Annotated in this window: 13 protein-coding genes and 1 pseudogene; 4 read left to right on the forward strand and 10 right to left on the reverse strand. The window is 49.6% G+C overall.

Annotated features, from left to right (window positions below):
* Positions 1-105 precede the first annotated feature (105 nt).
* The 7 genes and pseudogenes from BMX45_RS28695 to BMX45_RS28725 all read right to left on the reverse strand — a co-directional run bounded on the left by BMX45_RS28695 (position 106) and on the right by BMX45_RS28725 (position 6,756).
* Complete coding sequence (locus BMX45_RS28695) at positions 106-801, reverse strand: response regulator transcription factor (RefSeq protein WP_090913990.1); 696 nt, start codon at positions 799-801, stop codon at positions 106-108.
* 3 nt (positions 802-804) lie between these two features.
* Positions 805-2,277 carry a sensor histidine kinase gene (locus BMX45_RS28700; RefSeq protein WP_090913992.1) on the reverse strand — a complete coding sequence of 491 codons (1,473 nt, stop codon included), beginning with the start codon at positions 2,275-2,277 and terminating at the stop codon, positions 805-807.
* Between the two features lie 7 nt (positions 2,278-2,284).
* The gene (locus tag BMX45_RS28705; RefSeq protein WP_090914076.1) at positions 2,285-3,505 is read right to left on the reverse strand and encodes an amidohydrolase; all 1,221 of its coding nucleotides are present in this window, start codon (positions 3,503-3,505) and stop codon (positions 2,285-2,287) included.
* A gap of 166 nt (positions 3,506-3,671) precedes the next feature.
* Positions 3,672-4,432: pseudogene (locus BMX45_RS28710) on the reverse strand (class I SAM-dependent methyltransferase).
* 22 nt (positions 4,433-4,454) lie between these two features.
* A complete protein-coding gene (locus tag BMX45_RS28715) occupies positions 4,455-5,060 on the reverse strand; it encodes a hypothetical protein (protein WP_090913994.1) in 606 nt (201 codons plus the stop codon).
* Between the two features lie 121 nt (positions 5,061-5,181).
* Positions 5,182-6,156 carry a phosphotransferase enzyme family protein gene (locus BMX45_RS28720; RefSeq protein WP_090913996.1) on the reverse strand — a complete coding sequence of 325 codons (975 nt, stop codon included), beginning with the start codon at positions 6,154-6,156 and terminating at the stop codon, positions 5,182-5,184.
* A 36-nt stretch (positions 6,157-6,192) separates the two neighbouring features.
* A complete protein-coding gene (locus BMX45_RS28725) occupies positions 6,193-6,756 on the reverse strand; it encodes an SMI1/KNR4 family protein (RefSeq protein WP_090913998.1) in 564 nt (187 codons plus the stop codon).
* A 178-nt stretch (positions 6,757-6,934) separates the two neighbouring features.
* Here BMX45_RS28725 and BMX45_RS28730 point away from each other — a divergent pair, with 178 nt between their 5' ends.
* Together BMX45_RS28730 and BMX45_RS28735 are read left to right on the forward strand one after the other, a co-directional pair.
* Entirely contained in the window at positions 6,935-7,720 is a 786-nt protein-coding gene (locus BMX45_RS28730; protein WP_090914000.1) for a M15 family metallopeptidase, read from the forward strand.
* A 197-nt stretch (positions 7,721-7,917) separates the two neighbouring features.
* Positions 7,918-9,381 carry a 4-hydroxyphenylacetate 3-hydroxylase family protein gene (locus tag BMX45_RS28735; protein WP_090914002.1) on the forward strand — a complete coding sequence of 488 codons (1,464 nt, stop codon included), beginning with the start codon at positions 7,918-7,920 and terminating at the stop codon, positions 9,379-9,381.
* 84 nt (positions 9,382-9,465) lie between these two features.
* On the opposite strand, the gene BMX45_RS28740 is transcribed toward BMX45_RS28735, so the two are convergent.
* Positions 9,466-11,550: a DUF5054 domain-containing protein gene (locus tag BMX45_RS28740; protein ID WP_090914004.1), complete on the reverse strand. Its 2,085-nt coding sequence runs from the start codon at positions 11,548-11,550 to the stop codon at positions 9,466-9,468.
* A gap of 495 nt (positions 11,551-12,045) precedes the next feature.
* Here BMX45_RS28740 and BMX45_RS28745 point away from each other — a divergent pair, with 495 nt between their 5' ends.
* On the forward strand, positions 12,046-12,897 hold the full coding sequence (locus BMX45_RS28745) for a serine/threonine protein kinase (RefSeq protein ID WP_090914006.1): 852 nt from the start codon (positions 12,046-12,048) through the stop codon (positions 12,895-12,897).
* A 100-nt stretch (positions 12,898-12,997) separates the two neighbouring features.
* Complete coding sequence (locus BMX45_RS28750; protein ID WP_009592958.1) at positions 12,998-13,207, forward strand: hypothetical protein; 210 nt, start codon at positions 12,998-13,000, stop codon at positions 13,205-13,207.
* Positions 13,208-13,274: 67 nt separating this feature from the next.
* Here BMX45_RS28750 and aac(2')-IIb read toward each other — a convergent pair whose 3' ends face one another.
* On the reverse strand, positions 13,275-14,003 hold the full coding sequence (gene aac(2')-IIb, locus BMX45_RS28755) for a kasugamycin N-acetyltransferase AAC(2')-IIb (protein WP_090914008.1): 729 nt from the start codon (positions 14,001-14,003) through the stop codon (positions 13,275-13,277).
* 172 nt (positions 14,004-14,175) lie between these two features.
* Positions 14,176-15,552: a Na+/H+ antiporter NhaC gene (gene nhaC / locus BMX45_RS28760; RefSeq protein ID WP_090914010.1), complete on the reverse strand. Its 1,377-nt coding sequence runs from the start codon at positions 15,550-15,552 to the stop codon at positions 14,176-14,178.
* Positions 15,553-15,719: the final 167 nt, after the last annotated feature.

The following is a 15,719-nucleotide window of genomic DNA, read 5'->3' on the forward strand; positions in this document are numbered from 1 at the left end:
ATGAACGATAATCGTCATATCTCCATGATAGATGAGAGTCCTAAACTCCCAAGAAATCCGGGATTAAATGTTTCGAAAATATTTATTAACAATTTCTAAACTCATTCAGACCGAAAAACGATAGCCCGCTCCCCATACCGTTTCAATGTACTGCGGATTGGATGGATCCAGCTCCATCTTTTCGCGCAGCTTTCGGACGTGAACGGTCACGGTAGCGATATCCCCGCTGGAATCCATGCCCCAAATCCGCTCGAACAATTCATGTTTGTTGAACACCCGGTTCGGATGGCTCGCCAGAAATTCAAGCAAATTAAATTCCCGGGTCGTAAACGCGACTTCCTGATTGCGTACGAACACCCTTCGCGCCGTTTTGTCGATGACCAAGCCCCTAATATGAATTTCCGAGCTTGGACTCGGACTTTCCTTGCCCAGAAGCCTTACATATCTCATCAAATGGGCTTTGGCTCTTGCGACTAATTCGCTCGGGCTAAAAGGCTTGGTAATGTAATCGTCGGCACCGAGATTAAATGCACGGATTTTATCGATCTCCTCATTCTTGGCGGATACGATCAGAATCGGGACCTCCTTGTTCTTCCTGATATGGCTGCACAACTCGTAGCCATTCATGCCGGGAAGCTGAAGGTCCACAATGATGAGGCTGTAGTCCTCGTTAAGGGCAAGCTTCAAGCCCTCGTCACCCGTATGGCATAAATCGACGGCAAAACCGTTCAGCTCAAAATAATCCCGCTCCAACTGGGCGATGGTCGTCTCGTCTTCAATGATGAGAATGCGTGTGGCCATGGGTTACCGCGCCTCCTTCCTGTTCGCTCGTTTCAGGGTGAAATACAGGCTTGTTCCGACGCCAAGCTCGCTTTCAGCCCAGATTTGACCCCCGTGTCCTTCAATGATCTGGCTCGCAATCGCAAGACCCAGACCACTGCCGCCTGTTGAAGAGTTGCGGGATGGCTCGGCCCGATAAAACCTTTCGAATATATAAGGGATCGCTTCCGGTGCGATGCCTGTGCCGTTATCCCGGATTTCAACCGTTACCCATTCCGGAGACAGCCGGATCGAGACGCCGATGTTTTTTTGCCCCTTGTCCATGAAATTCTGGGCATTTCCAATGATGTTGAGCACGGTTCGCTTTAATTTCTCCAGGTCGGCAATGACCCCGACAGGATCACCGGGACGTTCCTTCCACTCCAGCAGAATGTCCTTCTCCTCCAGAACATAGCGCTGCTCATCGATGCAGTCGTCAATGAAACCGGTGATATCGACATGCTCGAACATAAACGGCACCTGCTTCAAATCCAGCTTGGAATACAGAAACAGCTCATCCACGAGTTTATCCAGATCGATGGTTTTGGTGTAGATGATATTCACGTATTTATCCATCTTCTCGGGCGTATCTGCGACGCCGTCTCGAATGCCCTCGACATAACCCTTTATATTCGTTATCGGTGTGCGCAGATCGTGTGAGATATTGGAGATCAGCTCTTTTCGGTTCTCTTCGTCCCGGAGCCGGAGCTGAATCGATTCGTGCAGCCGCTTTCGCATACTCTCAAACGTTTCGTTTAGCTGGCCGATTTCGTCCTTCGAATGCATATCCAGGGAAAACTGAAGATTCCCCTCCTTGATGTGTTCGGCTGAATTTCGGAGCAAGTCAAGCGGTTTGACCACGCTGCGCGTAATCCAGCGATATAACATCACGTTCGCAACCACAATGATGCCAACGAGACTCAATACAAGGATGGGCAACAGCTTGCGTGTCACCTCGCCGAAAGGACTTCGCTCCCGGATCACGTATACGCTTCCCTTCGTCGCGTCCGAGAACCGGAAGTCGAATTTGGCATAAGCATAAAAGCGTTCCCCGATGCTCAGCGTATTGCGGATTTGATTGTTGTTCAGGTCGAATGGAGGGAGATTCGCTTCCAGCTCAGGCTGGTTTAACGTCTTGGACTCGTAAACCTGAAGGCTTTCCTTACGGACGTACAGGCCTGCCCGCACGGTTCTCAACTTAAAATCATATTCCTTCAGCAGCTCTTGATCCAGCAGACCTTCCGGATCGTTCTTGGCAAGATATTTTAATTCAAGGAATATAGACTCCTCTTGCTCGGTCAGCGGGTTAACCTGGTAGTGAACTTTATAAAAATCCCGAACCCCGCGAATGTCGCCGGTAGCCGCGACGGTAAACAAACTGGCAGTCAAGACGAAAACCAACAAGCTGATGACCAGCATGCCGGTAAAGGACAACAGCAGCTTGATCCTGATCGACATGCGTCGCCTAAAGCGAACCGGAAACGATGTTGCCCTTAAACATCGTCGCCACGCGCCTTGATCTTCTGGCAATGGCTTCGGCGGAACAAGAAGCTTCGACAAACACGATGCTGGCGGCGTCCCCGACCTGCGGCCATATCTGCTCGCCATCCGGACCAAGCGGCGTCATGCCGCCGGTGATATATTGAAGCGTCCGTGCCAAAGAGCGTTCATCCACCCATCGGGACAGCTCAGCCAGCCGGCCCGCGCGTTCCAGCACGTCCCCGTTTCCGAAAGGCGACCACACGTCAAAAATGTTATCGCAACCGACGGCTACCTCTACGCCGCACTCATGCAGCAAACCGACCGGCGGCATGTTGCGACCGATCGGCACGCTCGAAATAAGGGCAACCCCAGCATCAGCCAGCATTTCCCCCATTTCGATGGCTTGCGACGTCGGGATATCGCCGAGTCCGAATGCATGACTGATCGCCACTTTGCCCTGCAGGCCCGCCTCGATGGTCAGCTGTGCCAACCGCTTCATGGTGAAGGTTCCCAGATGATGGGCATCGTGCAAATGCAGATCAATTCCCGCATTCGCCTCCACGGCGAGCTCCACCATTCCCTGCAGGGAGGCTTCGATATCGCCATCCACCGTCGCCGGGTCAACCCCGCCTACCAAGCCTGCTCCGCTGCGAAGTGCTTGTCTCACCCATTCCTTTGACTTCGAACGCAGCAAACCATGCTGTGGAAAAGCTACGATCTCGTAGGATAACTTTCCTTCAAATGCGTGCAATGCTTGTTGAACCGCTTCTAAGTTAGCCAAACCCACTTCCGGATAAATATCGACATGCGTTCGTACATGCGTCACCCCGGACTCCAGGTACATGTGAAGCAGGCGTTCCGCACGGTCCTGCGTCCGGGTATCCAGGGCCGGAAGCGTTGCTTTCTCGATATCCAAACGCTCGAAAATGCTGGAGACCGGCGTTACGGATCGCCACCGGTCACCGAGCAGCGTTTTATCCAAATGGCAGTGCTTTTCGGTAAAGGACGGCAAAAGCAGCAATCCCTTCACGTCGTGTCGCGGCCATGAATCCGTAATGGTCCTGTCGGATGACACGATCTTCGCGATGTTCCCGTCCTCTATGAACACGTGGCAAATCTCCGTTTTTATTCCCGTAATAACGCCTTCTGAAACTTCATAGCCGCTCTCTAAACGAGCATTCGTTAACCAAAATGCGGTACTCATATCCATCGTTCCTTCCCTTGCCAGATATACGATTATGCTATCATAGGAACATCTATATGAATAATATTAAAAATATAGGATTCACTTAAGTTTTACATATACATAAAAAAGAAAAGCCACCCGTTAGGGTGACTCTGCTGGTGAAGACATGGAAATAGGCATGAGGTTAAACCTTTATGGCTCTTGTCGCAATAAAACTGTTTGCATAACGGTCCAACAATTTCTCGCCTCCGAAGGAATCCTCGTATAACCCGGCAATCATAAATCCGGATTGAATCTGACCTCCCAATTGCTGTTCCAGCGTATGTCCGAATTCCAATGCTCCCCCGCTTCGCACAATTTCTTCTTCCGTCGCATAATCCAGTTCCGAATAGGGGAGGGTGTGCTTCACCCGAAGCGTACCCTGTTCTTCCAGTTCCCAGTCGAATAAATAAAAGACCGGGTTCATAAAGCCGCTTATCAACATGCCCCCAGGCTTTAACACGCGGTATGCCTCCTGCCATACAGGCTGTATATCAGGCACATAAAGGTTGGATACCGGATGAACCAACAAATCAAAGCTCTCCGATTCAAACTTGCTTAAATCCGTCATCGAACCGAGAACCGTCCGAATAGATAATCCGTCCCGTTCAGCAACAAAGCGATCCTGGTCCAATTGAGATTCGGAGAAATCCAGCACGGTTACATTCGCTCCTGCAGCAACCAGAACAGGTCCCTGCTGCCCTCCTCTAGAAGCTAGGCAAAGCACATTCTTTCCGTTTAGATCCGGAAACCGTCTTTGGGCACAGGCTTGGTTGAAGTGACGATAATAGACCAATCGCCCATTCTGGCTTTCTCGATTTCTTCGCTGCTTACAGGAACAGTCCACTGATTTTTCTGTTTGACTTTAAGTTCCCATTGGTCTTGGTTATGCTTGATAATCTCCATATGCAAATCTCCTATTCTTAAATCACGGGCTTTCTTCTTTATTCACGGACCTTTGATCCAGCCAGGCTTCAAACTGTTCCGGTGTGCTTACGTTGTCTTCGAGAACCGCTGTATAAATATCGAAGCTTCGTACACTTTTTCCATATTCAGCACGGCTTGCCCAACGATTTTTGATTCTCAAAATAGCTTCCCGGCGTTCCTGAGTCAGCCTTTCAGGCATCGTTATGATATGTTTCAAGTCAGGTTGTCTCTCCGGTTCATCCACGAACCAAATGTCCAGGGCCCACTCCTTCCCACGCTGAGATATATACTTAAGGCCGATGTACAATCCATCGGGATAAAGGGGACCCGTATTATAATCACCGGTATCGTTGATGAACTTCAGCTCCCGTACACCGGCTTGCAACATGAGCTCCGATGCGATGTGTGCAATTAATGGTTGATTCAGCCGAGAACATTTGACCGTCATGTCCAGGTCTCTCCATACCATCAATCCGAGGGCTGAACTGCCGACACGCACCGGTTCGCCTGCTTGACTTAATAACTCGTAAAGTCGAAGTTCATCTGCTACCTCAGAAGCTTCCACCTGGAGAGCCTCTTGTTGTAGTAGAAGTTCGCTTTCCGCCATACGGTGTTCACCTCTAATCATATCGTTGATATCTCATATGGTATCACCCGATCAGCCTGCTGACCAAGGGATTGAATACTTATAATTAACTTTGACGGACATCGTGTGATTCGACATCGAGCTATATGGAATAAAATATGCGTGCACCCGACAAATAAGGCGTGCAGAAATCGGCGCACAGCTTTGGCATTCGTTCACGCATCCATGCATGCACGGATTCATTCTCCATCTGAAAGACATAGTAGCCGATAATGGCCAGCAGCATGAAACCTTCTAACAAAACAAGCTTCTCTTGTCCTGTATGATCATTGCCATAATATCCTTTCAGGAATATATCCCGAAGAGCTGAAGGAACCATCATGGCACCCATGGCAACATCCGTATAATGGTACCCTGGTCCAAAAAAACCAAAATCGATAAAACTCAGTTCTCCATCTGAGGTCATGATGATATTCCCCAAGCTTAAATCACCGTGGATAAGCCCCCAGGCCTCAACGTCACCACTGTCCACAAGGCGCGTGTTAACCAACGATATCGTTTCTTCAATGATGGAAACATCGGAGGTAGTAAACAAATCTTTCGCCAATCCTTGCTTTATAACTTCAATCATATACAGATTGTAGGCTATCCCCTGACTCGGACGCTTGTCCAAGCCCTCCTGCTCGTATGAGCCATAAAATTTGTGTAACTCCGCAATGCGAGTCCCCAGCTTCTCGACCAGTACCGGGTCGCTTACGTCATCCTTCTGCAAGTCTCTTCCTTCCAGCCAGGTAAGCACGGAGCTGTTCCAACGCTTCCCCTCGTGTTCGAAAATCGTGATCAGTTCACCTTTCCGATTACGCACAGGCCTTTGGACAAGCAGATGATCCCAGCCTGACAAGTGCTCCAGCATTTGCAGTTCGCCCAGCAGACCGTCGTAGGTATGCTGCTGACCAGCCATGCCTTCTTTTAGCGGTTGATGAATGCGCATCAGATATGTGCTTCCGTCATGGCCTTTTACCTTATACGTTCGATTTTCATTATGCCGAATAAAGGAAATTTCCGGTTCCCGGATGTCGTATTCATTCAAAATTTCCTGCAGTTGTTCATTTCGCATTTGAAACTTCTCCTTATACTTCAGAAATGGAACCCGTCAGCCCTCCAGGAACGTATCGTTAAAATACGCTTTGAAATCCGGGCACAAAAATACTAGCGACTCTTTAAGCTCGGCCCGATCCGTTCGATCTTCATCCAGGTCAAACAAAATTTCATGTTCGATCTCATAGATGGCTTCGATTCCCTCGCCGGCCTCTCCACTTACATCGATACACCAGATCTTGCCGTATTCGGAATCCCAAGTGAAAGGGAGATATCCCAGCCGGCACAACAAGGGATTGTACATGTTCCTGACGTTCTCCAACGGCTCGCATACTGCCTGTTCAGGTATGACGTCAAAGTAATGATTGTACGTGGAGATGAATGCTTTATACCACTCGGGAAAATTCAATCCATACTCTGCTTCCATCGCCCTAATCTGCTCTTCGCTCACAATGGAAGGGACCATTTTCCATATGGACCATTCCTCATCGGTATCAACGGTCTTCATCTCTGCGGGAACGTCCGGCCGCATCCACCTGCAGAACCCATCCTCCGAAATTTCGCTGTATTTTGCGTAATAGGCCTCAAACCCTCGTTTGATATAATCGCGTATTTCCATGTATAAAGTCTCTTTATGTAGAAAATCGTCCCTTTTTCATATATTGCTATAATCTATTTTCGGGTTATGATTGGATTCAATCTATTCTATTTTGTTTACAATTCAGAAACAATCCGGAGATTCTATCGATATAACTCTCTTATATACTCAATAGACAGCTAACGAGGAGGGACTACACATGCGCAATACTTTTATCAAAACAATCCTGCCATCCGTCATCATCGGTTCAGTCGTAACAAGTTTGGCTTTATCCGGGTTACCGAACGGTTCCGGCTTGGATAAGGCGGAAGCCGCCGCAGCATCTTCTGCCAGCCTATCATTTTCGAAGTTTTTGGAAAACAACGCCCCTAAACGGACGCTGAGGTCGGTAAACGGGATGAATACGGTCACCAATCTGTCCAGCACGGTTGTGCTCGTCAACAAACAAAGAAATCTACCATCGAATTATGTACCGCAAGATTTGGTCATACCCCAAATTCCGTTCAGCTTCTCGGGACCAAGCCCCAAAAAGCAGATGAAAAAAATAGCGGCGTCTGCGCTCGAAAAGCTGTTCGCTGCTGCCAAACGGGACGGGATCGACCTCAAAGCCGTGTCGGGTTATCGTTCCTATGCAACCCAAAAAGCCATATTCGAACGTAACGCCAGTATCAAGGGCGAGGCTGTCGCTAACAAAACAAGCGCACGCCCGGGGCAAAGCGAGCATCAGACCGGGCTTAGCATGGATATATCCAGTGCTTCCGTAGGCTATGCCCTGGAGCAGAGCTTCGGGAATACGAAAGAAGGCAAATGGCTGAAGGCCAATGCACCGAAGTACGGATTTATCATTCGTTATGGTAAAGGTCAGGAGAAATTAACCGGTTACTCTTACGAGCCTTGGCATGTACGCTATGTGGGCGTCTATATTGCCGGAGAAATTACGAGACAACAACTGACGCTGGAGCAGTATCTGGGTCAAGCCCGGTAATCGCAAATCTTATAATAGCGGGCCCAAACGGGCCCGTTTTTTTCGTATGAAGTTTTCCGGTCGCGCCTTCTGAGGTACATTCGCATATTTTGCAGCGTTTCCTGCGGACAATGTACTCCGCTTGGATGAAGCACGTACATTAACAGCAGTAGACAGGTTAGTTAGAGCTTTCGATTTTTGCAAACGGGGTGAACAATGTGCCTATCAAATCAGGGAAGCAGTACATCGAACGGATCGACCGGCAAAACATCAACCTTCGGTATAAAGGGGAGCGTATCCAGGGACCTTTATCCAAGCACCCTGCATTCCAGGGTATCATTCAGACCCAAGCGGAGCTTTACGATATGCAAGGCGAAGCGTGTTATATCGAGCAGATGACCTACCCCTCGCCCGATACAGGAGAACGGGTGGGCCTGTCTTTTCTCCCGCCGAGGAATGCCGAGGATTTGCAGAAACGCAGATTGATGATGGAACTTTGGGCCAAGAGGCACAACGGCTTTTTAGGCCGCTCTCCCGATTATATGAACACGGCGATCATGTCGCTGTACACGGCTGCCGATATACTGGAGGAACACAATCCGAAGTATGCGGAAAACCTCAGGGCCTATTACCGGTACTGTCGAGATCATGATATTACGTTATCCCATGCCTTCATTCAGCCCTATGCTTGTAAAATGTCCGGACAACAAGATGCTGCAGAGGACACGATTGCCGCCAAGGTGGTTGATATCAACGATCAAGGCATGATCATAACCGGAGCTTTCATGATGGCCACGCAGGGAGCCACGTGCGAGGAAATGCTGGTATTCCCGTCGCCTTCGCCCACGTTGTTCCATGATGTCAATCCAACCGCATTCGCCTTTGCGGTACCGAACGATTTGCCCGGAATGACGTTTATATGCCGTGAGAGCTATGGTGCCGCTTCTTCCTATGATTATCCCTTGAGCGCCAGATACGAAGAGATGGACGTTCTCGTCATCTTTGACCACGTATTGGTCCCGCATGACCGGATCTTTTACTATGGGGACGAGGCCTATGCCGGACGTTTATTCGGCGAGAGTCGCTTTCACACCCATATTGCCCATCAAATGGCCACCCGTTATATCGCCAAAACCGAATTTATGCTTGGTTTGCTGGAGAGCTTGGCAGACGAGCAGAGCGTAGGGCTCGAGCGCCATATGATCGCGAACGTTTCCAAAATCATTGCATATCTGGAGACCTTCAAAGCCCTGAGATTGGCTTCCGAACTTGGCGCCAGCCGGGATACATTCGGTTATTTCGTTCCTTCGGCGGGCCCGCTTATCGCATCCAGCATGTTATTCCCCCAATTTTATCCCAAGATGGTGGAGATGATACAGCTGCTGGGTTCCAGCGGCCTGATTATGATCCCTTCCGAAATGGACTTCCAGTCGGATTCAGGTCCTTACCTGAACCAATATTTAAAAGGCTCCACCACGGAGGCGTGGGATCGAATGGCCTTGTTCCGCCTTGCCTGGGAGCTTGGCGCAGGCTCTTTCGGGGGCCGTCAAACCCAGTTTGAACGCTTTTTCTTCGGAAATGCGCAGACGGTAGCCTATCGCATGTATAACCATTTTGACCAGCATGAACAGCTTCGGAACAGAATTCAGGATTTTATCGCCAAGAACGATACTTCATCATAATTTGACGGTTTGAATGATCAGGCATAAAAAAAGATGCGAGTCCTTAACTCACATCTTTCCATTTTCATTACAGACACAATGAGCTTACGAATGGGAATGCAGGCTCAAGCGGAACCGATACCTCATGTCGTCTTCGAACCACATCATAAAGTTTGTCCCCCATACGTTGTTGTGCAGATTGAAATGAAATCCGCCGGTCAACGGAGCATAGGAGTTGTCGAATTGCAGCAGCCTTGGTTCCCCCGGGCACACAAGCGGCGCGTCCAAGGATTCAATGACCGCCGTTCCGTCCGCCCCCTCATAATATAAACCCGAATTGATGCCATGCATGTTCCGGTTGCCGTCCTTGACGACGGATAACGGAGATATCCGCATGCCCAGCTTATCCATCGACCATGCGTTAGGATTATCCACAAGCGGCACAAACGAGAACCAGCTTGCTTCCGGAAGACGGCATGCCGGTTTGCCCATCCAGCTTAAGCATACCTCAATGACGGGCTCATTCGCATGGAACGAATAGAATACGTTGATTTGGCGTGGAGCCCCGTACTGCTTGCGGAGAACCTCCGGCAGCTTCATTTCTGCGGTCACGATATCATATTCGGCATGCCTCTCCAGGTGCAGTGTTCGCAAGGCCGCGGCATACCGCCGATGCTCCGGCCTCGGTTTGACATACTCGATTCCCGGCTTGCCGAAATCGTTATCCGCCCAGCCATGATGTATATCCAGATTCGTCATGTATTCTTTGAAGAAACGGTCGTAGTTTTCTTGGCCGAAGGTTTCATACATATAAGTGCCAAGTCTCTGATGCTCTTCCGCCCATGCCTTTCCGGATCGATCCATCAATCGGTTAATCGAACCGTCGGCAGCAAAACTCACCTGAAACTGGCCTAATTCGTAAAGCTCGTTCGTTTCGATCGGCTGTTTATGCTGAATCGGCTCCGAGTTAAGGACGGTATGCTGCGGACTCATCCGATCCAGCTCGGTTCTCGCTTCAGCCGCTAGCGTCGTGGGCAGCGATTGAAGGGCTTCTTCAAGATAATCCCGCTGCTCCTGCCAGGAGCTCTCGTAATGGCTGTACGATCTGGTGCCGTTTGCCTGCTGGCATAAGTAATCGAATTTCTTCCGTGTATTGTCTTCAACAATATCCCGTGCTCTTGCTGCGGCTAGATCAGCCGAGGAATAATTCACGAAATCGACGAGATACACGGAATTGTTCAGCCCCCAAGTATGCTCGGGAATCAGCATCAGACGGTTGCAAAATCGAGCGTACGCCTCACTGTCCCTATCCAATCGACCAGCCTCGATCCAGCGATCCCGAAGCCTTAACAATTCGCGGTAGCGGGCGATTTTCCAAGGATCCGAGGCAATCCCGTGTATCCACGAGTCCCCGATCTCTTCGCTGACGACAGGCAAACGGTCTTTCACGGCTGGAAGCCGCGCGGCAAAAGCATCCAATGTCGAGGCCATGATGTCCGCCCCTGGATATTCCCGTCGCAGCTGTTCGAATAATGCCCGGATCTCCTCCATCGTGGATGGACCATGATTATCGTGGGTATGGGCAAAATACAAGGCATCCTCCAGCCCTTCCATCTGATAGGGCTTACCATAACTATCCGCATAATGTACGATAACCTCCGAACCGTCGGAAGCACGCCATACAAACATCTCCGGCACCTTGGGATTTTTGGAGACCATGTTAACGCCCAAATGTAAATATTGTATGCCGTGTTTTGCCAGCAGAGGCACCATGGCTAGGGTATGGCCCGGAACGTCTGTCATTTTTGCGGCAATCGTGGTCTTTCCATACTTTCGATCCAAATCGCTCGAAATGGACATCCCGAATTCGAATAAACTGGCATCCATGATTTCAGTATGCGTCGTAAACGGCAGCCCGTGCCAGACCATGCGTCCATCCCCAATGGCTTTTTCCATGCGCGCCCGCATGTCTGGAGAAGCCGTTTGCAGAAATTCATGGATTAACCATGAGCCGGTCGTCCATACGAATTGTACGTCCCCCTCTTCATTCGCCAGCTGTTCGGACAGCTCCAAGGCTTGGGGTATGAAATGTTCCATATATCGCTCGATTACGTTCTTTCCCAAATCGGTAAACCCGATGTCCAGATGGGTCTTGAATACGACATGAACTCTTTTGATTGATGCTGACATGCATGACCGCCTCCTTCAACAATCATTGGCTAATGCCGAACTTTGAGCCCATTTTACTAGAGCGCTTCGGGCAAGTCTTTGCATGAAAGGGTCATGCTTTTGCACAAAAAGGACACCTGCCGTGAATCGTGCCAGAACTCGGACATGCCGAAAAGCCCTCTCATTTCGGCTTTTCATAAACGTCAGGATTATGTACAATCGTCATGCGAATATTGATAGAATCTTTTCTTGAAGGATGTGGAAAAGAATAGGTGGATTTTGCCGTTTTCCATCCCTATGTGCTGTATGCCACCAGATACCCCTCTTCCAAAGGTCAAAGCAATAACATTCGCCGCTGGAGTATCGGAAACATCAGATGGAAGCCGATTGACTAACGAACTTCGCTCCAATCCGATGTATACCTCGATGCGTATCATCGCTTATAATGTACGATAATCGTGAATAGTACAAGCACAGAATTAGGCGAAGGACCCAAAAAGGAGAGGTTGGAATCGAATGCGCTTTTTATCAAACCTTGGCTCCTTTATCAACGCATGGCGGGATTACCCGGCTGAAGAGAATACGGTGCTGGGGAATCGCTACACCGTCCAAGAAATGATTGGCGAAGGAAGTTACGGCATCATCTATCAATGTCAGGATCAACAGAGCGGACATGTAGTGGCCGTCAAACAGTCACGGCCAAGCAAAGGCGATTACGCCAAAGATTTGCTGAATCGGGAAGCCGCGATATTAAGCTCCCTTCAGCATCCGCAAATTCCGGCATATCGGGATTTTTTCACGGACAGCCGCCATTCGTATCTGGTCATGTCTTATATGGACGGGGATACCCTGGAGGATTTAATATTCGAACATGGCATGAAATACGGGGAAGCCGAATGTCTCCATATCGCGCTGCAGCTTCTAGAGTTGGTCCGTTACCTGCACGAACAAGGCTATGTTCATCTCGACCTGCGGATTCCCAATGTGCTGTTTAAGGATGGCCGTATCCATCTCATCGATTTTGGGCTGGCACGAAGGATCGGTGAACCCCCTCCTCTCCGGCAGCCTGCCCGTAAGAAGTTCCGGCGCGGCGGCACGAGCTCCTCTGTTCAATATAAAGAGTCGAAAGAAATCGAGGATCTCCGCGACATCGGTCACTTTATGTTGTTCATGCTCTATTCTGCCTATGATCCGGACGACGACCCGAGCGCAATCGGGGATCGAAGCTGGCAGGAAGAACTGCATCTCTCGGATGAACTCCGGGATATGATCAAACGCTTGCTGCAGTTGAGCAGGCCTTACTCCGGTTCCTTGCAATTCATGAATGAGCTCCAAACGCTCGCGAATGCAAAAAAAACGCCACTCTGATATGATGGGCAGCGTTTTATTTGATTCCCGGGTTTCATTTATGTTACGATCCGATTAAATGATATGGAATGATTCCGAACAAGAGAGGAGGAAATTCCGCATGTTAAGAAAAATCATGAACAAATTTCTTCATTCGACGTCCCACAGTCATGGCCGCAAGCGTTACAGCAGTTCCGCGAAGAATTACGGAAGAAAATACAGCAGCAGTCATGGGTATTCTCGCCGCAAAGGATCGTCATCCGATTACAAACGCAGGCATGGCAACCAAGGTCATGGCTATTATAAAAACAGAAGAGGCAGCTCAAGCTAATCATTCAACATCATATAGCACACTACCTCCTTCAACGTGTTGCGTGTTGAGGGTTTTTTTTATCCTTTCATCGAATCGTGAAGTTGACGCCGTAATAGGACAATGCCAATTTACCAGCTACTCTCTGGGAAGAAGCATTATCCCATAAGGTACTGTACAACGGCGATGCTCCCATCTTCCGCACCTCGATTGCCCAACCGGCAACAACGGCGGCCGCATAACCTCTCCCTCGAAATTCGGTTAACGTCTCCACCCCGGCTTCGTGCGCTTCCGTAGAAACGCGTACACTCCGGCAGACCGACACCACCCTATGATCTTGGATGATCGCGACACAAGGCTGGGCATAGTCGATTTCCGCGTTCAGCCATTCCAAACCGGCGAGCGAATACTCGGTTATATTGTCTCCGGTGATCGATACCGCCTGCATGGTCGGCGATGACATTGTGATGTCAGGAATCCGATAACAAGGTCCACTCGTATATTGATCAGCAGCCAGCAGATTCATGTAGTCATCGAAGTGCTTGGGTCTCGTTTGAAAATCTTCGTTAAGAGACGGTTCATTTTCAACCAGCGCCGTCAGTTGCTCGGCAAGTTTGTCCGGTATATCATAACGAAGCCTGCAAACGGCTGAACCGTCGATCGTTCGACCTAAGAAAAATCGGGGAGCCGACTCCTCTCCCGGCCAAGGCTCGTTTATGGTTCGTATCCGACTATCCAGGTCATGCGTAAACATAACCCGTGCGTGCATCTCCATCAAATCCTTAGCGGTTGGCTCATTTCCTATCCACTGGTTCATGCTTTCACCCCCATAAGAATTTCAACCATAGTTTCGCCTCATCAATCTCCATCGTAGCAGATTTTTCGAACAACGGGTTGGGCACAAATGAATATAAACGATAAATAAAAAGAGCCTGTCTCCCTTTGAATCAGGGAAACAAGGCCACATATGGGATCGTGCCTATCTATGGTCATATCTTCCTGCCAAGCGAGTTCCGCTGCAATCGCGGTATCCAAGCGTAAGCAAACGTGAAAAGCGGGCTTAGCCACAGGAAAGTTGCATAAGGTGTGTATTCGATGACCGGTACTCCAAGGGTTGATGCAAAGAAAGCACCGCTAACGCCCCATGGAATTAAAGGGTTAACCAGCGTTCCACAATCCTCCAATGTGCGTGACAGCGTCTTGGCCGGTATGTTTCGGCGAGTATATTCCTCCTTGAACATTTGACCGGGCAAAAGAATCGATAAATACTGCTCGCCCGTCATGCCGTTAACGGCGATGGAAGATGCACCCGTCATCACGACCACGCTGCTGCTGCGCTTCAGCGGCTGCATGACTCGACGGAAGAAGGCTTCGATGACGCCGCAATGCTGAAGCAGCCCTCCCAAGGATAATGCAATCAAGATCAGCGATACGGACCACATCATGGATTGCAATCCGCCGCGGTTGACAATGGAAGCAACGGTTTCGTTGGCAACCGTGCTCTTGTAGCCGCTCTGCATCACGCTGAACCAGACATCGACGGCCGCCTGCTGCTGAACGAAGGCCGTCACGATCAGTCCGGTTAATATGCCCGCGATGAGCGTCGGCAAGATCGGCATACGCTTGACGGAACAAGCGATAACGGCAAGCGGCGACATCAACGTCAGCCAATGAATATGGAATCCGTCATGAAGCGCCGCCTTGATTAGATTTATCGAGGACAAATCCAGGGCGTTACTTGTGGGTGCAAGCAGGAAAAAGACGGTTGTCACCACAAGGGCCGGCACTGTTGTGTAAATCATATTGCCGATATGGGTGAATATGGATATGCCGGCGACCGCGGGAGCAAAATTCGTGGTGTCGGAGAGCGGCGACATTTTATCGCCGAAGCAAGCGCCGCAGATCACCGCTCCGGCTGCCAGCGTCGGAGAAATTCCTGTCGTTACCGCAATTCCCATAAAGGCAACGCCAACCGTACTGACTGTCGTGAAGGAGCTTCCGGTGAACATCGAGACCACGATGGTCACATATAATGCGCTCACGGCAAAATAATTCGGTTCGATATAATCCATGCCATAGTACAAAATGGTCGGTACCGTGCCGCTCATCATCCATACGGCAATCAAAATACCGATGAGCGAAAGAATGAGAATCGGCATAATCGCCGTTTGAATTCCTTGAATGATGGCGGATTCCAGCTGCTTCCAGGAAAACCCGAACAAACGCAGCAAGGCCGCCGTACCGACGGTGGTTGCCAAGAGCGGAAGATGCGGCTGTGCTTTCAACAAAAAGATGGAGACAAACAGCAGCGCCAGAATAAACGCGATAAGAATGATGCTTTTTGAGAAACTGAGATGTCGTACCATGATGCTAAGACTCCTTATCCATTGTCGTGGCGGGAGAAAACTCCCGTCCATTGATGATGAATGTTTGACTTTTTCGCTTTTATGCTTTTCGGCTTTTTTGCTTCTTTGCATTGAAGCACAGAGTAACACTATAAACGATAAGGACGGACGCCGTCAATGCAGGAATC

Origin of the sequence: Paenibacillus sp. cl141a (assembly GCF_900109305.1) — a bacterium.
GTDB lineage: Bacteria > Bacillota > Bacilli > Paenibacillales > Paenibacillaceae > Paenibacillus_AQ > Paenibacillus_AQ lautus_A.